Genomic DNA, 17,706 nt, shown 5'->3' on the forward strand with positions numbered 1-17,706 from the left:
GCCCCTCACTGCTGACAATCTTAAGTATACAAAAAGTACGCCTAAATGTCAATTGGTATTTTTCAGCTGCAAGACAAAAATTTTCGGTCCAACCTTCGATGATTTTTAACCGCCCGGGCTTTACCCACCCCACCTCTTTTGTGGTATAGGGTTTAACCAGTTTCGGCCACCAGGAGGACAAAAAAGAGGGCGGCAACAGCTGCCCCAAAAGTTGCGGAAAGTAAAAGGTTCACTTCCCCCGCCCAAAACATAAAATAGCTTCCCGGACGAGTTTGGCCGCCAACAAGGATGTGCGCTCCGTAGGGTCATAAGCCGGGCAAACTTCTACCAGATCCATACCCACCACCCGGCAGTCAGCCAGCAGGTAGAGGGCCTGGAAGACCTCCTGGGGCGTAGACCCCCCTGGCTCCGGCGTACCCGTCCCCGGGGCATAGGCCGGATCCAGGACATCTATGTCCAGGGTAAGATAAAGCGGCCGGCCTTTGAGCTGACCGCAAACTTGAGCTAGAGGTCGCAGGATTTCTCCGGGAAAGAAATGGGTGGTGGCCCGGCCGTAGGAAAATTCCTCCCGGGTTCCGGAACGGATGCCAAATTGAAAAACATTCCCCCCCCCGAGCACCTCCACCACCCGGCGCATCACGGTAGCGTGGGAAAGTCTTTCATTTAAATATTCCTCGCGGAGATCCGCGTGGGCATCTAAGTGCACCACTGCCAGGTCAGGATAACAACGAGACAGGGCTTCCACCACCGGCAGGGTAACCAGGTGCTCCCCCCCGAGCAAAAGGGGAAACTTGCCGTCGGCCAGGATAGCGGCCACCGTGGCACCGATGCGCCCAAGGCTTTCTTGAACCCGCCCAGGGGGCAGAACAATATCTCCCGCATCATAGTAAGCATAATCAACCAGGTCCCGCTCCAGGGCGGGGCTGTACTCTTCCAGTCCCACACTCACCTGGCGGATTTGGGCCGGGGCAAAACGGGTCCCCGGACGGAAGCTCACCGTTAAATCCAGGGGAGCACCCAGAATAACTACAGAGGCACGCTTGTAGTCATCGGTACTCCCCATAAATGCACCGCTCTTCTCCAGCCCTTCCGTAAGCATGAAGCTTTCCCCCAAAAGGCTGTTAACCTTGTTCAACCAGCTCCGCCACAAAGGGAGGCAACTCAAAGGCCGCCCGGTGGATGGCCGGGCTATAATACCTGGTTTTCAAATCGGGTAACTCCAGCACATTTACCTGCCGGGGGTCGTACTTCTTACTGCCCATGGTAAAGCTCCACAAACCACCGGGGTAAGTGGGAACACAGGCTAAAAACAGCCTGGTGATGGGAAAAATGCTCCGGATATCCCTGAATACACGGGAGATGATGTCCTGATTGAAAAAGGGAGATTCGGTTTGGGCAACAAACAGGCCGTCTTCAGTCAGTGCATCATGGACATCCTGGTAAAAAGCCTTCCCAAAAAGGCCTTCCGCGGGACCCACGGGGTCGGTGGAATCCACAATAATCATATCATAGGTGTTACGGTTTTCCTTCACATGCTTGATGCCGTCGTCCACAATAACCCGCACCCGGGGGTCATCCAGGGCACAGCTGATTTCCGGCAGGTACTCCCTGGCTGCGGCAATCACCCGTTCATCAATCTCCACCAGGGTGGCCTGCTCCACCGAAGAATGCTTGAGGATTTCCCTGATGGAACCGCCGTCTCCTCCACCAATGACCAGCACCCGGCGGGGGTTGGGATGGGTGTTCAGGCCCACGTGGGTGATCATTTCATGATAGACAAACTCATCCTTCACGGTAGTCTGGATGACATCATCCAAAGCCAGCATGCGCCCAAATTGGACCGTGTCATAAACGGCCAGGTGCTGGAAAGGCGTTTTTTCTTCGCACAATACCTTTTTCACCCGGCAACTCAGTTTCAGGTGGTCGGTCTGCAATTCTGTAAACCAGCAGTTCATCTCTATACCCCCAGAAAAATTAATACCACAGCGGTACGGCTGCCAGGGCGCAACCGATTTTTTCCACCCGGTGCTCGGTGGCCGCAATCTTCATGTCCACCAGTTTCATGCCCCGGGAGGCAAAGGCTTCCCGCAACATGGCCTCAATGCGCGCTTCGGCTTCCTTTTGCGAGCATTTACCCGCAAACTCCATGATCACGCCAAAGGTATCCTCTGAAAAGCCTATGCCCACGGCCGCGGCAATCAACTCTCCCGGCACATCGCTGATGATGTAGCCGTAAGCGGTGGGCACCAGAGAGCCGGGAGGAATTGACAATTCGGGGTCGTACTCTGCACCGGGAGGCAGAATACTGCTAACCCGAACCAGATTGATATTTCCGATGCGGCCGGCCAGAAGGGCGTTGTCAAATGCCGTCAATTCGCTGTGCCCCTCGGCGCTGGCAGCGGTGAGAAAAAATTTTTTTGGGGTGGGCAACACGGCAAATTCCCCCTTTCCATGGTCTTAACCAAAAACAACAAGTTATATTATAGCAGAAGACATGAAAAAATAAACTATTTTATTCACCAGGAACTTGTGCCATAATTTCCCTGGTATGAAAAAATCCTCCCGATTACATTCTAACCATCGAATGGTGAAACTTGTAGTCGAGGAGGTCACAACATGGCAAAAACAGTACTGGGAACTTTTAGTGCGAAGGAATCGGCGGAAAGAGCGGTTGCGGAGCTGCGTTCCAGAGGTTTTGACCGTGAAATTTCCATGGTGGCCAAAGAGGATGTAGCCCGCGGGGAACGCCGGGCCGACGCCGGGCCAATGATGGGCGGCGACCCGGTTGTTGATGGGACAGCTACCGGAGGGGTGCTGGGTGGCCTGGCCGGCCTGGTGGCCGGTGCCGGAGCCCTGGCTATCCCCGGCATTGGACCAATAGTAGCCGCCGGCCCCATTGCGGGATTGCTCTCCGGCGCTGCTACCGGGGGAATTGCCGGAGGATTGATCGACTGGGGCATCCCGGCAGAACGGGGACGCTACTACGAAGAAAAGGTCAAACAAGGCAACATCCTGGTTTCCGTGCGGTGCGATGATAACAAAGCCAATGACGCAGCCGCGGTTTTGCGCCAGTTTGGCGGCCAGGACGTGGAAACCCACTAGAATACCAAAGGCGGGGGAAATCAATCCCCTGCCTTTTCTTTTATCTGCTCGTAAAGTGCTTTAAAGACGAGGGCGTCTTCAACCTGGCGATCACAGGATTCGCAGATAATGGTGGGGGTGAGGTTTCTTTCCACAATCAGCCGGGCCAAAAGGCTGAAATCAGGACCATAACCATCATCCAATGTGGTGCGGTGTCTCTTTTCCCCTGCTCTGGTGAATTCAATGGGACTGAAATGAATATGCAGTTTCTGAACCGCCTCTTTGCCCAACCGGCTTTCAACCAGATCTAAAACGGCTGCAAAATCCTCCACCGTTTTCAATGCCCCCTGGCCAGCCGCATGTAAATGGGCAAAGTCCACGGCCGGCACCACCCGGGGATCCAGGGTACACAATTCCAGCACCTCATCCAGATTACCCAGTTGGGCCGGTTTACCCGCCGTTTCCGGCGCCACCCGGATATTCCCCAATCCCATGTCCTCTGCTACCGCCAGAATCTCCAGCAATAGCTCCCTGGCCCTGGCCATGGCGCCGACCCGGTCCTTTCCACCTCCCGTACCCGGGTGAAAGACCACCGGCGAAGCCCCCATCCACCGGGCGGCCTGTATGGATTTCAGCAAATGCATCTTTGTTTTTTCCCTGAAAACGGGGTCAGTAGTCCCCAAAGTGATGTAATAGGGGGCATGAATGCTTAAGAAAACCCCATTTTCCCGGGCCACTTCTCCAAGTTTCCGGGCCGTAGTTTCTCCAATATGCACTCCCCGCACACACTGATATTCGTAGGCATTAAGACCCTGCGCCCTTAACCACGCGGGCATGTCCAGGGAACTTTTATACCCCTGGGCCTGAAAGGACGGCGGATTTCCCGCCGGCCCGAAACGTATGCCCATCACAATACTCCTTCCCCTTGCTAAAGTTAACACTTCTCCTCGCCAAAAAGCAACAGCCAGTAATTTCGACAACGGCCGCCCCTTTCCTCCCCAGAAAAAAGAAAATGACAGAGTTTAACGATTATTTATTAGAGGTATTTTCCATTGCAAGCAGAATTATACATTGCTTCCCTTTCGCAAAATCATTGGAATTTGGAGGGAAAAGTTATGGTCAAGCGGCTCATTTTTTTCCTAACCCTCTTTTTGTGTCTGTGGTTTTTTTACATAAAAGGATTGGTGGCGGTCGTACCCACATCCTGGCTAAAGGAAAAACAGGACTTTTTAGTTTACCTGCAGGAAAACGATGCCCGTACCCTTGACCCTACCCGGGCTGACGACCTGGCTTCCGCCCGCGTACTGGCCAATATCTACGAGGGGTTGGTACGGCTCAGGACGGGTACGGAAGTAGAACCCTGCCTGGCCACCCGCTGGGAAGTTTCCCGGGATGGGCGGCAGTGGACTTTCTATCTCAGGCCAAACGTAACCTTTCACGACGGTACTCCTTTTAATGCTGAGGCGGTGAAGTTTAACGTCGAGAGATTGCTAAATCAACAAAATCGCTATACCTACGCCACTTTTACTTACGGGATGGTCCAATCTGTAGAAGTAATAGACTCGTTAACTGTACGCTTTAATTTAAAATACCCTTACGCTCCTTTTCTTTATAACCTGGCCATGCCTGTAGCCGCCCCGATGGTCAGTCCCCAGGCGGTACAACAGTACAAAGAGGAATTCTGGAAACACCCTGCCGGAACGGGACCTTTTGTCTTTCAACAGTGGAAACCAAATAACGAAATAACTCTTGTAGCCAACCCCCGCTATTGGGGAGTTAAGCCGTCCATATCAGGAGTTATTTTCCGCACTGTTCCCGACCCGAACATGAGAATAAAACTCCTTTTATCTGGAAGCGCCCAGATCAGTGAAGGCATTCCTCCGCAAGAAATGATGGCCTTAAAAAATAAGGGGTTCCGGGTGATCAATACACCAGGTCTTGACATCAGCTACCTGGGCTTTTTTACAAATAAAGGTCCATTTCGTGACGTTGCGCTGCGCCGGGTGGCCCGGCAGGCCTGTGACCCTCAAGCACTGGCAGAATTATTATTCCCCGGGCAAACAATCACGGCTGGAGGCCCCCTACCCCCTGGAACCCTGGGTTATGAACAAACTCCCGAACCATTGCGACCAGAACCCGAAAGGGCTCGCCGGGAATTAATTGCTGCCGGCTACACCCCCGGGTTACAAATTACCCTTTTGGTTTATGCCAACTCCCGTCCCTACAACCCCGCGGGGGGAGAAAGGCTGGGCCGGGCCCTGGCCGAACAACTGGAAAGGGCCGGTTTTTCCTGTTCCATTAAGGCTTACCCCTGGGACGAATTTAAAAAAGCACTCTTCCGACAGGAAGGAGACGCCTTTATTTATGGATGGACGAGCGATAACGGTGATCCGGACAATTTCCTTTATACGCTCTTTTCCTCAGAACAAATTGCCTGCGGTCTTAATACCACCCGTTACCGTAATCCCCAGGTAGATACCCTGCTCATCACCGCTCAACAAACACTGGACAGCAGTCTTCGGGCACAGATCTACCGGGATGTTCTCCAGCGCATCCGGGAGGATGCACCTATGGTATTTCTCCACCATAGTTTACACACCCTGGTTATGGCTGATAATGTTCAAGGAGTAATTACACGCCCCCAGGGGATACCTTATTTAGGTAATGTACAAATATGCAAATAAAATAAAATTTTGGTAATTCCTAAATATACCAGTTATAAAGCTGGAATTTGGCAACCATACTATGGCTGAAAAGTACAATCATTTTGAGGGGGAGTGTCAAATGCACCAGATCGTTCAAATGCAGCAGCAGATTCAAAGATTAAGGGATGAAGCAAGCTCTATCAGCCAACTGTGCAGCCAACTCCAGCAACAGCACTTGCAGCGCCTCACCTTTCTCGCCGGCCAAATGCAACAGGATCTGAATAGCCTGAGCAGTATGGCCCAACAAATTAGCTCCACAGTTCAGACGCAGGGTCAATTCGGACAAACCGCAGGCGGCTATGCCGCGCAATACGGTGTGGGACAGACAGGATTTGGCGGATATACCCAGGGCTATCAATCCTTCGCCGGCCAATACGGACAGACTGGCGAGCAGTTCGGCACCGCCCGCTTCGGAACTACCGGCACTGGAGGTTATAACATTAGCCAGTATGCCACCCAAGGAACTACCGGACAATTCGGTGGTTACCAGACCGGACAGCAGTTTGGTACCGCAGGACAGTACGGTGGCTTCCAGCAGTCCGGCTTACAAGGCGGCGGATTCCAGGGTAGCACTTACGAGCAGGGCAACTACTCGCCAAACTACACAGGGGTCCTATCAAACGTGTAAATTGACGGTTTGTTGCTAACGGGGTCTTTTTAAGGACCCCGTTGTGTTTTTGTACTACAAAAGTGGGATCTTTTAGACACCGTCTACCCCTTAACAATTTTTCCTGAAAATGTATAATGAGTATAAGAATTGATTTTTGGGGGGGAATCTTAGTGAAAACACTGCGGGACGGTGCTTCTTACAGTCACCGGGAAGTGGTGGATTTACTGATGGAGTTTTCTGCCTTTAAAGACCGCGTAGAGAAGAAATTTAAAGAACTGGCTAAAGAGCTGGAAGGCAAGAACAATGAACATGAACTGTGGGTGAACCTCTACCTGATTTCAACGGATTATGCCGAGGAGCAATACAATAAAAAGCAAAGACAAGAAACCATGCAAAAGGTTTCATGAAGATATATCCCTACCCTCGCCGGGTAGGGCTTTGTTTCAAATATTCCCGCCCAGGAAATAATAAACCCGGAGGTGTGGAAATGTTCAAAGCAGATAAAAAAAGAAACCCTTCCACCTGGTGGGCCATACCTGTGGGATTACTCATGGGTGCGGGCTGGCTGTCCCTGGCGGCCTACTCCATCTACAGCCGTATCCAGCCTAAAAATTAACCACAGGCGCAGGGCGCCAATTTCTGCGGCTCAGTATCTAAACCCCTTGTAACCGTGGCGGTTTCATGGTATAATGCAAATTGCCGTGGGGGCATAGCTCAGCTGGGAGAGCGCTAGAATCGCACTCTAGAGGTCGTGGGTTCGAGTCCCATTGCCTCCACCAGATCGAGTAGGAGGGGGCAGCTAGCCCCCGTCCTCTCACACCATCGGACGTGCGGGTCCGCATCCGGCGGTTCACCAAGCTTGACGAAGACTTTGATAGCGTTCGGTTAAGCTCATCAAGCCCTGGGACTTCCAATAGGCAGTTTCCAGGGCTCTATTCATTGATGGCGACCGCAGATGATGAACACCCCCCTCCGGGCCAGTTCCCGTAAAACATGCTTAATCTACAGCCAGTCGGCAAAAGGCCCTTTTAATGCCGGTAAAGTCGCCTGCAGCCATTTTTCCACATCCCCGCCTTTTTTGTTTTTCCACTGGCTTTAACTGCGCCAATTCCCTCAGCTTTCCCCGGCGGGAGTTTCCCACCGGGTTGCCGTACACCTTATAAACCCGCCAGCCGTTGATATTCCCGGCCTGGCGGGTTCGTTTTGTACACCTTATGTACACCTTCACAGTTGAATAAGTGCTGAAATAACGGGTGTTACCTGAAACTCCCAAATCCGCAAAGCCGCATAAATACTGGGTTTTGCTGATTGCTTCCGGAGCAACAGTTAAGGCAAAGTGATCGCAGATGACGAACACCCCCGTCCTGACCCCAATCTGACGCAATCTTTCTTCCGTGTGTGGCCCCACACCGTGTAGTTTCCTCACCGGCAACGACCAGATCATCGTTTTTAGAAACAAATGGTCACCTCATTGCTCCGTAATTGACCTTTTCAAAACGTTGTGGTAACATGTTTATGTAACAGGAGGTGTTACCAAATGGATAACACTCGTATGGTACATATTAGGTTGCCCAAAAGCATCGTCGCGCAAATGGAAAAACTCCTTGAGCTCCTGGGTATAAGCCGCAATGAGTTCATTGTTCAGGCGGTCGCGGAAAAAGTGGCCCGTGAAATGCGGCTCCGGGGGCTGAGAGAAACCCGTGGAGTGCTCGGACCGGAGGACGCTCCGGAATGGGCGGAAATTCCAGCAGCGGACTGGGTCCGGAAGGTGCGCAGGGAGGAGGGTGAACCGCCGGTATGGGCTACCTGATCGACACCTGCGTCTTGATCGACCACCTGACCGGAAGGCTGTCCCTCGATGAGAACGCCCGGCTGGAACAGGCTGTGGCGTCCGGTTCAGCGGTCACCAGTGTGATTGTTTATCACGAGCTATTGTACGGAGCACGCACGAAAAAGGCGCGTGCCGCTGTGGACAGGCTTCTGGAAGGGTGGGAAATATTACCGGTAGACCGTAAGGTGGCCGGACGCGCCGCCGAAATCCGGCGGGATCAGGCCGCGAAGGGCAGAACCCTGGGAATGGCGGACTGCCTCATCGCGGCGACGGCCGAACTGAATAACCTGAAGGTAGTCACCGCAAATATCAAAGATTTTCCCACTGTCGAAGCCTTACTTCCCGGAAAAGAAGCTATAGAAAAGTCATAGAGAAGAGGTCAATTTTCCCTATACAAAGCTAATCAAACTTTAGCTTTGTAATTATTCGACCTGAGCCAGAAGTACCCGGTCGTCATCAAATACATCCCCACTGCTTTGCGTGAACCTCTTGACCAGGTCAGGTACGGAGAGACGTTGCTTTTCATGGGGCCCGACATCTAATATAATTTTCCCGCGGTGCATCATTATCAGCCGGTTGCCGTAACGCAAGGCTTGCTCCATATTGTGCGTAACCATCAGGGTTGTTAGTTTATTGGTTCTTATTAACCGGTCTGTAATATCCATTATTAGGCGGGCGGCCTTCGGGTCGAGCGCAGCGGTATGTTCGTCCAGGAGCAACAACTTGGGCTGTACAACGGTTGCCATAGCGAGAGCCAGGGCCTGCCGCTGGCCGCCGGAAAGAGTGCCTACCGGAACCTTCAGGCGGTTCTCCAAGCCCATGCCGATTTGTGATAAGGCATTCTTGAAGGCCATTACACGGGACCCGGTAACAGCCCGTGATAACCCGCGGCGCTTACCGCGCATAAAGGCCATAGCAAGGTTTTCTTCTACGGTCATATCGGCCGCCGTGCTGGCAAGGGGATTCTGGTCAATGTACCCTATAAAACCCGCCCGGCGATATTCCGGTTGATCGGTTACGTCCTTACCGTCCAGCTCTATCCGCCCCTCGTCAACTTCTATGACACCGGCAATGACGTTTAGCAGGGTAGATTTGCCTGCACCGTTACTACCGATAACAGTAACAAAATCACCCGGCCGGATATGCAAATTTATGTTATCCAAAGCTTTAACCTGATTAGGTGTGCCGGCGAAAAAATATTTACTTACGCCCTCCAGTCGAATCATCTTGTCACATCCCGCCCACCGGCTTTGTTCTCAAAAAGACTAAGTATGGCCTGATGCCAGCGAAGGACTGTGCTGCCGTTAAACACTCCGTTTTTACGCTTTTTGTATTTGAGCAGAGGAATACTTAAGGCGGCCAGCACTAGCACAGCAGTAATAAGCTTAAAATCGTGTGCCGGGAAACCTAAATGCAGGGCCAGGGCCAGAACGCCGCGATAAAAAATGGAACCTAAAATGACCCCGGTTAAAAGCCACCCGACGCTGCGCTTGCCAAAAAGGCTTTCACCGATAATTACCGAGGCTATGGAAGCTACCAGAACCCCGATACCCATTCCCACGTCGGCAAAACCCTGCACCTGACAGGCCAGAGCCCCTGAAAACGCTACTAAACAATTGGATATGACGAGGGCTATTAGCTTGGTATTATCTGTATTAACGCCCAGGTTGCGAATCATACGTTCGTTATTTCCTGTGGCCCTGATGGCCAGGCCCAGGTCAGTAGCAAGGAACCATCCCATTATGAGCCTTAAAACCAGAACTGCAACTGACAAAATCAGGATGATGGCAATATGGTTTTGTATTGCCGTTAACTGGCTCTGGGAGATACCGATCCACCCCAGTACTTGCCCGTAAACGTTATCATAGGACAAAAGGGGGGTGTTAGGCCGCCCCATAAGCCGCAGCATAATGGTATAAATGGCGCTGGTGGTTATAATACCGGCCAGGATGTTATTGATCTTTAACTTGGTGTGCATCAAGCCGGTGGCCGCTCCTGCTAAACCGCCCGCCAAACTGCCTAGTATCACGGCATAAACGGGACTAATACCAGATACGACCGCCGTGGCAGTCACAGCGGCCCCGAGGGGGAAAGTACCCTCGACCGTCAGGTCGGGAAACCCGAGCATTATAAAGGTCAAGAGCACTCCCATTGCCATAAAGGCGTATATTAACCCTTGTTCCAGAGCATTAATCAGAACATTTTCCAAGGCCCTCACTACTTTCCGCCAACACTCATACTCCCAATTTTATTTAATAACATCGTCAGCGCGATTAAGCAAGGATTGCGGAATTTCAAGACCTATAGCGTCAGCCGCCTTCTTATTAATCAACAGGGTGCGCTTGCGTATTTCTTCCGGCGGGATGCTACCTGCATTTTCGCCACGCAAGACACGTGCCATCAGTTCGGCACCCTGGCGGCCGCAGTCGTATTCATCATTACCAATGGTAGCGACGGCACCGGCCTTTACCGATTCGGTGTCGCCGGTAAAGAACGGAATCTTATTATCCCGGCATACCTTAATCACCGATTGCACTGCCGACATTACCGTGTTATCCTGCGGCATAAAAACAGCATCCACACGGCCTACCAGCGACTGTGCCGCCATCTGGACTTCGCTACTGCTGCTGACCGTGCCCTCTATAACTTCCCAGCCTTTGCCAGCCACGTACTCCTTGATGAGATTTACATTCCTAACCGAATTGTCTTCGCCGGGGTTATACATTATACCGAGGCGTTTCATATCCGGTACCATTTCCTCAATCAGGTCCATCTGCTGCACTATCGGGTCGTTACTGGCTACACCGGTAATATTGGTGCCGGTCGGTTCCCCGACGGCTTTAATCAAGCCCGCTTTTACTGGATCGGAAACGGCAATGAAGACCACCGGAATACCGGTACCCTTGGTAGCCTGAACGGCAGCCTGCGAACTGGGTGTAGTAATGGCCAGAATAGCATCTACCTTATCGGCGACAAACTTATCGGCAATCGTTTTGGTCATATTGAGGTCGCCCTGCGCGTTTTGAAAATCAAACTTAACGGTTTTACCGTCAATAAAGCCTTCTTCTTTCATCTGGTCGACAAAACCCTGGTAATCAAGGTTCAGGGCCGGGTGGGATACAAGCTGTAGAATACCTACAACCGGAATATCTTTCTGCCCTTTCTGCTCTTCTGATGTGCTTTTACTTTGCTGCCCGCACCCGGCAGCGAAAGAGAATAATCCCAAACACATTATCAAAATCATTAACTTCTTAAACATCAACAATACCTCCTGTAAACAACCTGTAAAAAATAATTATAGTTTACGTCCTTTTCGCTGGCTTGCCTCTCGCCCATAACTTTGCTCATCTCCCCCTTTCTTAAAAACTAAAAGCCGCCGCCCCAATGAGCGCCGGCCATTAACCCAAATCGTCTCACCTCATCTCAGCAAAACTATCTCCCCCGGCAAAGGGCTCTCTTCTAAAACTAACTAAATAAAATTAATAAATGGTTAAAGCTCAGAGCTTACTACGATTATACCCACCGAAAACTAAAGTGTCAACGATCCTTATATTACCTGGTCCGTCTCAGGTTTAAATAGCGTTCCTGTAACCAGGAGCAATGAGTGTTGATATCCTTCCATTACCAGGTGCCGTAATGGCTTTTTCTTTTTAGTGCAAATACAACGCCCTGGCAAAATATTTTTTCTTTATCTTTCCGGAGCAAATTTTCACCGCACTGCGGCTGTACTCCTTTCACTGTGGAAGTTAATTCCTTAGCCATCCACCGGTACCTTCAATTTCCCACGTTCCATATTGGCCAGCCAGCCACTGCGGCTTACCAGATAAGTTATAACCACTGCCAGTACCAAGCGTCCCCCCAGAATAACCACTGGATCGGCCCCCAGGGCTATAAACAGCGCCGTATCCTCAATCACGGAATGGCACAGGGAGAGGAAAACGTTCACTAAAAACAGGTCCCGCCAGGCAATTCTCCCGCTCCTGGCCGACTCGATGATTACCCCGGCACCATAGGCAAGGCCAAAAACGCCACCCACCAGAAGCGGCAGCGAGGCTTCCCCACTCATACCGAAAACTTTCAACACGGGAGATACCTTTCTGGAAAACCGATCCAGAAGCTGAGCATCCCTGGCCATTTCCATCAGGAGCATTAAAGGAAAAATAATAGCAGCCATAATAGCTATGTTCTCAAATACGCCTCTTCCCGCTTCCCGGGCGAATGCCAGCCAATCCACCATAGCTCCCCCTTATAACAAAAGATTTAAAGCCGCCCCCGCCAGCAGGGACACGACCAGCCTGAACCCGCCCATGAGCAGGGGACTCACGCCGGTCCTCCTGGAAACTGCCGATTCAATGAGCAGGCTGTGGGAGATCAGCAGCATGGTGGCCAGAATGGTTATGGCCTTGGCCGAAAGGTGTAACGAGGAAATAGCCCCTATGGCGGCATAAATGTTTAACAGGTTGCCCAACACCAGCACAATAGAAGCCTCGCCCGGCAACCCGAGTATTTTCATGGCCGGTTCACAAAACCGGGCAATAAAGTCCATGGCGGGAGTGTACTTCAAAAACGTCACCACAATGTATACCGGAACCACTACTTTGGTCAGTTCCCAGGTGGTATAAAAACCTTTGTGCAACCCCCGTTTAACCGTGCTTACGGTGATCATTATAATCCCTCTCTCGTATCATAGTATTAGAACCACCGGACAACCCCAGATTCCAGTTTAGGAATAATATGGGTTGACCGGATGGTTGGGAACCGGTTCCCATATTACGGGTACCGAGGCCAACAAAATCAATGCCTGATTCCACAGCGGGTACAGTACTGGGACCGGTAAATCGCGCGATTGCTGTATCGTGGAATGGGTATTGATAGCAGTTGGCCAACAGTACCTCGAATATGGTGGTGATGCCCAAGCGCCCCCGGCTTTCGCCGGGTTTGCCCTCCAGGATTCGGATTGAACAAAATAGCTTTTTAACTTTTCGACCCCACTATTCTATTTCGACGTAATTTTAGCTTACTTGACGTAAGATCGTGAAGTCAGGTTCTTTCTCGAATGCCTCCAGGAGCGGAACGCACCGCTCCGGGTGCTCCCTGTACTCCCGCAGGCTTTCCTCGACTTCCCGCCTGGGGGTCAGGATATCTTCGCCCAAACACCCGTAGAAGGTCATCTCCCACAGTACGCAGGCGGCGATCTCCGGGAGCCGCATCCTTCGCAGTAACCCTTCATCCACCAGAAAGCCCGCCCATTCCCTGAACAGGCAGAAGTCCAGGGCGTTTGTTCTAAAGGAAAAACCGGGCACCCCCTGAAAAAGGTACCCGGCCTTATTACGCTCTCTTTCTGGCCCTGTTTTTACTGTTCCACGCAGCCGCACAAGATTCGCTGCAGAACTTCCGGTCCGACTTTTCGGCGAAAAACCCTACGCCGCAGTTAAGGCATCTGAACTGCCTCCAGGGTCTTTGTCTTTCCGGCGGAACGAAACTGCCGTACAGGTATTCCCGGAAAGAGTGGATGAAGGTGCCCACGTCCACCGGCCCGTACTTACTGGCCTGGACGAGGCACCGCAAGAAGAGCCCAGCCAACCGTCGCTCGCGCTCGGTCAGGACAGATTCCACAGATACCACCCCGCATTTTTCGCAAAAGTGACTCTGGACTACAAGGTTTCTCGAAAAAAGTATAACTGTTATACCTTTCCGAACATCATCTGCTATGGTGCCACTTGCCTTATCTTGGACATTAAGCACAAAACCACCAGGCTAAAACACCCCTGGCGATCCAACACCCTTTGCTACGCTTCTTTCGCCGTGGCCGGCCCAGAAATGGTGCCGCTGCAGTTGTCGCTTTCACCAAGTCCCAATAGTTCCAAAAATTTCTTTGAAAGAGGTTGCTGGGGCAATATAAGCTTAACTTTGGCCAGTCTACTGATCCTGAGGAGCCAGCTCAAAGCGGCCGGGCTGAGTTCCCGCAGGTCGGTTAAATCTACAACCGCCCTATCGGCATTTCTGAAGCGTTCCTCCACTATCCGCAGATCCAGGCGCGCGCCTGCCCTAATATTTAGCGTTTTTTCTTCTCCAGACAACTCTACCGCCTTGACGCCAGGAATAGCCTGGAGAGCCTCGTTTACAGTGTCCAGATTCTCCCTGGCGAAAAACCTCGCTTTTATTTCCGTGCCTTCAAAACCATGCTCCTTAATCTCATCAAACGAGGGCTTAACCTCAATAATTTCCACCAGTTCCTCCAGGGCCCTTATCACCACGCAAGCGCGAGCTGCCTTCATATCGCAGCTATCCTCGAGTTTGATTAATATTTCTTTCGGGCCTGCATGAGCGCCAGCATCATGCCCACCGTGAGCCAGATACTCCAGTTTATTCACCAGGTTACTCAGCTCAAGGACGCCCTCGTCCTTCCCGCAGAATTTGTCGGCAAGCCCTTTTAGAGCGTCAAGAGAATTTAGCAACGTGTCGATAATTTCCCCGGAAGAAGAAATCTTCCCTTTCCTCATGCCGTCTAGCAGGTCTTCCATACGGTGGGCCAGAGAAGCCATTTCCTCAAAACCCACCGTTGCTGCATTGCCTTTAAGGTTGTGGGCAATCCTGAAAATATCGTCTATACAGGTGCGGTCGGTGGGGTTCTTTTCCAGGAACACCAGCTTGCTTTCTAATTCCTGGAGCTGTTCAGCGGTTTCTTCCAGAAAGGCCTCCACGTAGGGAAGGGATTCTTCGCTATACATTGTTCCTAACACCTCCGCTTAATGATCTGTCTGCTGGAACTGCCCCCACATACGATGCGGGTCCAGAACCAGCAAGATACTCCCATCCCCAAGAATGGCCGCCCCGGCAAAACAGGAACCGGAACCAAAACCTGCTGGAAGAGACTTAAGCACAACATCCTCTTGACCCAGGAAATCATCTACGACCAGCGCAAAGCCGCTCGTCAGGATCACCAGGCACAGCTCTTCGTCACCGGTCTCTTTTTTGCCCTCCCCGAAAAACTCACCCAGGAAAAGCACGGGCATTAACTCACCGCGGATCACGGCAACCCTTTTTCCTTGCATGCTGGCCAGATCATCAGGGCGGACTTTAACCATTTCCCTTACATCTGCGATTGGTAACCCGTACTTCCTGCCGTCCTGCACCACCAGCAGGACGCGCGAGGTGGCTAAAGTGAGCGGAAGCTCCATTCTCACCCTGGTGCCGGAACCGGGAGTTGTTTTGATTTTTACGCTCCCTCCCAGGCTGTGCACGGCTGCCCTGACCGCATCCATGCCCACCCCTCTTCCCGAAACTTCTGTCACTTCTTCCATCGTGCTGAAACCGGGGGCAAAGAGAAACTCGATCAGCTGTTCCTCGGTCAAGGTTGTGGCCTCCTCCGCTGACACGAGCCCGACCGAGACCGCTTTCTGCCGCACGCGCTCTACGTCGATGCCCCGGCCATCATCCTCCACCTCCAGCAGCATTTTGCTCCCCTCCCTGAGGGCCCGGAGAGTTATTGTACCCGTGGCTTCTTTTCCCTGGGCCAACCTTTCCTCAGCAGGCTCTAGACCGTGGTCTATAGCATTGCGCACCAGGTGGACCATGGGCTCGCCGACCGCTTCCATAACGGCCTTATCGATTTCCGTCTCCTCTCCTTCCAAACGCAACTCGACCTCTTTACCAAGCTCCCTGGCCAGATCGCGCACCATGCGCGGAAACTTCCGGAAGAGATAACTGGCCGGGAGGAGCCTCATGTCCATCACGGCATCTTGCAGCTCCCGAACCAACCTGTCCAGCCCCGCATGTTGCTCTTTTAGCTCTCCGGCCACTTCAACCAGGCCGTATTCCCCTTCCACCTTCCTGGCTACGTAAAGCAGAGCATTGCACGTCACCACCAGTTCGCCTGCCAGCGCCATCAGGTAATCCACCTTGGTTTCATCCACCCGGATGCTCTTGCCCGCGGCAGCAGGGGCAGGCACTTTGGTTCCTTCAGATTTCCCGGAAGCTGAAACAATTGGAGCACTTTCTTTTGCAGTCAAACTCCTGGCCATTTTCTCGGCTTCGTCCAGGAGGGAAAAGAATTCTCTCTGCCGTTCGGAACCCGGGTTATCCAGGAATTCCTCTGCTTTTTTTCTTATCTCGGGCCTGTTAAAATATGTACCTATCCCCGCTAAAATTCTGGCTGCCGAGAGGACCTGACGCGGAAAATCTTCCTGGCTACCCGGCTGCATGAAGCGTTCTTTCTGTTGCGCTAAAATCATCTGTAGAGTTTCTGTTTCTTCTTTAGTTAATTGATCATCTAAAGAAGAAACGCTTTTTTCCCGTCGAAATTTTTCTTCACTAATCACCTGGGCGTCAGGAAGAAAAACTGGCTTTTCTTCTGGCTCTGCATTATTACTCTTGCTGCTTCCGGGAAATACTGGTAAAACGGCTAACCGGGCGCCCGGTGAGTCTCCCAGTATTGTACGAAGAGCATTTTCCAGAGCATGGGCACCGAAATCAGAACTAAGGTAAAAATGCAAGGACAGGCAGGAGGACAAATCCTTTGCCTGGCTGGTGTTCATGCCTTCTGTTCCGCTTACCAGAACGCGGAGCACCTCTCCGCAGGAGGCCAGCTTACCGTAAACAGCCAGCAAATCGAGTGATTCATCCGCAGCCTGCACCTCCAGGCTCACTTCATAAAGACACTTGTTTACTTCTACCTGACCGGCCAATAAATCAAGGCTTTCTTCTGTTTTTTGAGAAATGTGGACTGAGTCAGCACCGCTAAGCAGTTGGTTCAACCGGTCAATCCTTTCCCGGCACGCTTCCTCGTCCATTTGCAGATCTCCTTCTTTTTCTGCGTTCTCCACGGCCTCCAGCAAAAACTCAAAGATGCCGCCGAGGAGCTCGGTTAATTGCACCGAAACGGCAGCTTCGCCCGCTTTTAACCGGTTGAGAACCCTCAGCAAATAAATCGCCAGCCCGTGCCAGGATTCCAGCCCGCACTCTTTCGTAACTTCAACCAAACCTTTTACTTTTTCCAGGAGCTGATTTAATGCCTCACCGCCAGGCTCTTGGGCCAGGGAAAAGGCTAAAAACCCGGTTTTGTCAAGAACTCCTTTAATCTTTTCCAAATTCATTTTTCGCCCGCTACCTCACTCCAGAGATAATCTTGGTCAGAAAAAGAAGCCTTTCCGGTCTTACCGGCTTTACCAGGAAGAGGTTGGCCCCGGCCCGGTAACCTTCCAGGCGGTCGCTGTCCTTTGCTTCCGTCGAGATGATCACCACCGGCACCCCGGCCCCTCTCTCATCCTCCCTTAGCTGCCGCACCAGCTCGTAACCTGACATCTTGGGCATGTTTATGTCCACAATGAAAAGGTCGTAATCAAACTCCACCGACTTTTCCAGGGCTTCGTAACCGTTGGCCGCCTGGTCCACAGTAAAGCCGGCTTTGCTCAAGATAGAAGTGTAGTAACCACGCACCGTAGACGAGTCGTCCACCACCAGCACCCGTGCGGTCATCT

The 17,706-nt window shown here is 52.0% G+C and carries 23 protein-coding genes and 1 tRNA gene; 8 read left to right on the forward strand and 16 right to left on the reverse strand.

All coding sequences use genetic code 11. The features are described 5' to 3' along the window. Positions 1 to 229: 229 nt before the first annotated feature. Genes speB through D7024_RS11305 form a run of 3 tightly spaced genes read right to left on the reverse strand, consistent with a single transcriptional unit; the run spans position 230 to position 2,433 of the window. A complete protein-coding gene (speB, locus tag D7024_RS11295) occupies positions 230 to 1,099 on the reverse strand; it encodes an agmatinase (RefSeq protein ID WP_121452552.1) in 870 nt (289 codons plus the stop codon). Positions 1,100 to 1,121: 22 nt separating this feature from the next. After that, a complete protein-coding gene (speE, locus tag D7024_RS11300) occupies positions 1,122 to 1,955 on the reverse strand; it encodes a polyamine aminopropyltransferase (RefSeq protein WP_121451899.1) in 834 nt (277 codons plus the stop codon). Between the two features lie 19 nt (positions 1,956 to 1,974). After that, positions 1,975 to 2,433 (reverse strand): pyruvoyl-dependent arginine decarboxylase, encoded by a 459-nt coding sequence (locus D7024_RS11305; protein ID WP_121451900.1) that lies wholly within the window; start codon positions 2,431 to 2,433, stop codon positions 1,975 to 1,977. 183 nt (positions 2,434 to 2,616) lie between these two features. On the opposite strand from D7024_RS11305, the gene D7024_RS11310 reads away from it, so the two are divergent. Further along, the gene (locus D7024_RS11310) at positions 2,617 to 3,102 is read left to right on the forward strand and encodes a DUF1269 domain-containing protein (protein ID WP_121451901.1); all 486 of its coding nucleotides are present in this window, start codon (positions 2,617 to 2,619) and stop codon (positions 3,100 to 3,102) included. Between the two features lie 20 nt (positions 3,103 to 3,122). Here the strand turns inward: D7024_RS11310 and D7024_RS11315 are convergent, their stop codons facing one another. Further along, positions 3,123 to 3,989, reverse strand: coding sequence for a TIM barrel protein (locus D7024_RS11315; protein ID WP_121451902.1), 867 nt, complete (start codon positions 3,987 to 3,989; stop codon positions 3,123 to 3,125). 207 nt (positions 3,990 to 4,196) lie between these two features. On the opposite strand from D7024_RS11315, the gene D7024_RS11320 reads away from it, so the two are divergent. From D7024_RS11320 to D7024_RS11335, 5 genes are all read left to right on the forward strand, one after another. Next, the gene (locus tag D7024_RS11320) at positions 4,197 to 5,765 is read left to right on the forward strand and encodes an ABC transporter substrate-binding protein (protein WP_121451903.1); all 1,569 of its coding nucleotides are present in this window, start codon (positions 4,197 to 4,199) and stop codon (positions 5,763 to 5,765) included. Between the two features lie 100 nt (positions 5,766 to 5,865). Further along, positions 5,866 to 6,414: a hypothetical protein gene (locus D7024_RS11325; RefSeq protein WP_121451904.1), complete on the forward strand. Its 549-nt coding sequence runs from the start codon at positions 5,866 to 5,868 to the stop codon at positions 6,412 to 6,414. 116 nt (positions 6,415 to 6,530) lie between these two features. Beyond that, positions 6,531 to 6,803, forward strand: coding sequence for a hypothetical protein (locus D7024_RS11330; protein WP_121451905.1), 273 nt, complete (start codon positions 6,531 to 6,533; stop codon positions 6,801 to 6,803). An 80-nt stretch (positions 6,804 to 6,883) separates the two neighbouring features. Then, entirely contained in the window at positions 6,884 to 7,012 is a 129-nt protein-coding gene (locus D7024_RS15425) for a hypothetical protein (protein WP_279221000.1), read from the forward strand. An 87-nt stretch (positions 7,013 to 7,099) separates the two neighbouring features. Beyond that, positions 7,100 to 7,175: transfer RNA gene (locus D7024_RS11335), tRNA-Ala, on the forward strand. Between the two features lie 218 nt (positions 7,176 to 7,393). Here D7024_RS11335 and D7024_RS15670 read toward each other — a convergent pair. Next, positions 7,394 to 7,855, reverse strand: a complete 462-nt coding sequence (locus D7024_RS15670; protein WP_121451906.1) for a hypothetical protein — start codon at positions 7,853 to 7,855, stop codon at positions 7,394 to 7,396. 78 nt (positions 7,856 to 7,933) lie between these two features. Here D7024_RS15670 and D7024_RS11350 point away from each other — a divergent pair, with 78 nt between their 5' ends. Together D7024_RS11350 and D7024_RS11355 are read left to right on the forward strand one after the other, a co-directional pair. Beyond that, positions 7,934 to 8,206, forward strand: coding sequence for a YlcI/YnfO family protein (locus tag D7024_RS11350; RefSeq protein WP_121451907.1), 273 nt, complete (start codon positions 7,934 to 7,936; stop codon positions 8,204 to 8,206). Beyond that, a complete protein-coding gene (locus D7024_RS11355) occupies positions 8,194 to 8,598 on the forward strand; it encodes a type II toxin-antitoxin system VapC family toxin (RefSeq protein WP_121451908.1) in 405 nt (134 codons plus the stop codon). The genes D7024_RS11350 and D7024_RS11355 overlap by 13 nt, the downstream gene beginning before the upstream one ends. A gap of 51 nt (positions 8,599 to 8,649) precedes the next feature. Here the strand turns inward: D7024_RS11355 and D7024_RS11360 are convergent, their stop codons facing one another. The 11 genes from D7024_RS11360 to D7024_RS11405 all read right to left on the reverse strand — a co-directional run bounded on the left by D7024_RS11360 (position 8,650) and on the right by D7024_RS11405 (position 17,704). After that, positions 8,650 to 9,453 carry an ABC transporter ATP-binding protein gene (locus tag D7024_RS11360; RefSeq protein ID WP_121451909.1) on the reverse strand — a complete coding sequence of 268 codons (804 nt, stop codon included), beginning with the start codon at positions 9,451 to 9,453 and terminating at the stop codon, positions 8,650 to 8,652. Then, entirely contained in the window at positions 9,450 to 10,436 is a 987-nt protein-coding gene (locus D7024_RS11365; RefSeq protein WP_121452553.1) for an ABC transporter permease, read from the reverse strand. Before D7024_RS11365 ends, D7024_RS11360 begins: the two co-directional genes overlap by 4 nt. Positions 10,437 to 10,475: 39 nt before the next feature. Then, positions 10,476 to 11,486 carry an ABC transporter substrate-binding protein gene (locus tag D7024_RS11370; protein ID WP_121451910.1) on the reverse strand — a complete coding sequence of 337 codons (1,011 nt, stop codon included), beginning with the start codon at positions 11,484 to 11,486 and terminating at the stop codon, positions 10,476 to 10,478. Positions 11,487 to 11,848: 362 nt separating this feature from the next. Continuing rightward, positions 11,849 to 11,989 carry a hypothetical protein gene (locus tag D7024_RS14850; RefSeq protein WP_165859351.1) on the reverse strand — a complete coding sequence of 47 codons (141 nt, stop codon included), beginning with the start codon at positions 11,987 to 11,989 and terminating at the stop codon, positions 11,849 to 11,851. Continuing rightward, positions 11,982 to 12,461, reverse strand: coding sequence for a nucleoside recognition domain-containing protein (locus D7024_RS11375; protein WP_121452554.1), 480 nt, complete (start codon positions 12,459 to 12,461; stop codon positions 11,982 to 11,984). The genes D7024_RS14850 and D7024_RS11375 overlap by 8 nt, the downstream gene beginning before the upstream one ends. A gap of 12 nt (positions 12,462 to 12,473) precedes the next feature. After that, positions 12,474 to 12,893, reverse strand: coding sequence for a nucleoside recognition domain-containing protein (locus D7024_RS11380; protein WP_121451911.1), 420 nt, complete (start codon positions 12,891 to 12,893; stop codon positions 12,474 to 12,476). Positions 12,894 to 13,239: 346 nt separating this feature from the next. Next, positions 13,240 to 13,530: a DUF6557 family protein gene (locus D7024_RS11385; RefSeq protein ID WP_121451912.1), complete on the reverse strand. Its 291-nt coding sequence runs from the start codon at positions 13,528 to 13,530 to the stop codon at positions 13,240 to 13,242. Between the two features lie 25 nt (positions 13,531 to 13,555). Beyond that, positions 13,556 to 13,843, reverse strand: coding sequence for a hypothetical protein (locus D7024_RS11390; RefSeq protein WP_121452555.1), 288 nt, complete (start codon positions 13,841 to 13,843; stop codon positions 13,556 to 13,558). A gap of 173 nt (positions 13,844 to 14,016) precedes the next feature. Continuing rightward, entirely contained in the window at positions 14,017 to 14,958 is a 942-nt protein-coding gene (locus D7024_RS11395; RefSeq protein ID WP_121451913.1) for an Hpt domain-containing protein, read from the reverse strand. 18 nt (positions 14,959 to 14,976) lie between these two features. Continuing rightward, positions 14,977 to 17,322 carry a chemotaxis protein CheA gene (locus D7024_RS11400; RefSeq protein WP_121451914.1) on the reverse strand — a complete coding sequence of 782 codons (2,346 nt, stop codon included), beginning with the start codon at positions 17,320 to 17,322 and terminating at the stop codon, positions 14,977 to 14,979. A gap of 10 nt (positions 17,323 to 17,332) precedes the next feature. Continuing rightward, positions 17,333 to 17,704 carry a response regulator gene (locus D7024_RS11405; RefSeq protein ID WP_121451915.1) on the reverse strand — a complete coding sequence of 124 codons (372 nt, stop codon included), beginning with the start codon at positions 17,702 to 17,704 and terminating at the stop codon, positions 17,333 to 17,335. Positions 17,705 to 17,706: the final 2 nt, after the last annotated feature.

Origin of the sequence: Desulfofundulus salinus (genome assembly GCF_003627965.1) — a bacterium.
GTDB classification, from domain to species: domain Bacteria; phylum Bacillota; class Desulfotomaculia; order Desulfotomaculales; family Desulfovirgulaceae; genus Desulfofundulus; species Desulfofundulus salinus.

Excerpts from the sequence above, each read along its gene's own strand:
- D7024_RS11320 (WP_121451903.1), top strand. The coding sequence starts at position 4,197 with ATGGTCAAGCGGCTCATTTTTTTCCTAACCCTCTTTTTGTGTCTGTGG.
- D7024_RS14850 (WP_165859351.1), bottom strand. The coding sequence starts at position 11,989 with ATGGCTAAGGAATTAACTTCCACAGTGAAAGGAGTACAGCCGCAGTGC.
- D7024_RS11315 (WP_121451902.1), bottom strand. The coding sequence starts at position 3,989 with ATGGGCATACGTTTCGGGCCGGCGGGAAATCCGCCGTCCTTTCAGGCC.
- D7024_RS11370 (WP_121451910.1), bottom strand. The coding sequence starts at position 11,486 with ATGTTTAAGAAGTTAATGATTTTGATAATGTGTTTGGGATTATTCTCT.
- D7024_RS11355 (WP_121451908.1), top strand. The coding sequence starts at position 8,194 with ATGGGCTACCTGATCGACACCTGCGTCTTGATCGACCACCTGACCGGA.
- D7024_RS11405 (WP_121451915.1), bottom strand. The coding sequence starts at position 17,704 with ATGACCGCACGGGTGCTGGTGGTGGACGACTCGTCTACGGTGCGTGGT.
- D7024_RS15425 (WP_279221000.1), top strand. The coding sequence starts at position 6,884 with ATGTTCAAAGCAGATAAAAAAAGAAACCCTTCCACCTGGTGGGCCATA.
- D7024_RS11325 (WP_121451904.1), top strand. The coding sequence starts at position 5,866 with ATGCACCAGATCGTTCAAATGCAGCAGCAGATTCAAAGATTAAGGGAT.
- speB (WP_121452552.1), bottom strand. The coding sequence starts at position 1,099 with ATGCTTACGGAAGGGCTGGAGAAGAGCGGTGCATTTATGGGGAGTACC.
- D7024_RS11310 (WP_121451901.1), top strand. The coding sequence starts at position 2,617 with ATGGCAAAAACAGTACTGGGAACTTTTAGTGCGAAGGAATCGGCGGAA.
- D7024_RS11360 (WP_121451909.1), bottom strand. The coding sequence starts at position 9,453 with ATGATTCGACTGGAGGGCGTAAGTAAATATTTTTTCGCCGGCACACCT.
- D7024_RS11400 (WP_121451914.1), bottom strand. The coding sequence starts at position 17,322 with ATGAATTTGGAAAAGATTAAAGGAGTTCTTGACAAAACCGGGTTTTTA.
- D7024_RS11330 (WP_121451905.1), top strand. The coding sequence starts at position 6,531 with ATGAGTATAAGAATTGATTTTTGGGGGGGAATCTTAGTGAAAACACTG.
- speE (WP_121451899.1), bottom strand. The coding sequence starts at position 1,955 with ATGAACTGCTGGTTTACAGAATTGCAGACCGACCACCTGAAACTGAGT.
- D7024_RS11350 (WP_121451907.1), top strand. The coding sequence starts at position 7,934 with ATGGATAACACTCGTATGGTACATATTAGGTTGCCCAAAAGCATCGTC.
- D7024_RS11380 (WP_121451911.1), bottom strand. The coding sequence starts at position 12,893 with ATGATCACCGTAAGCACGGTTAAACGGGGGTTGCACAAAGGTTTTTAT.
- D7024_RS11395 (WP_121451913.1), bottom strand. The coding sequence starts at position 14,958 with ATGTATAGCGAAGAATCCCTTCCCTACGTGGAGGCCTTTCTGGAAGAA.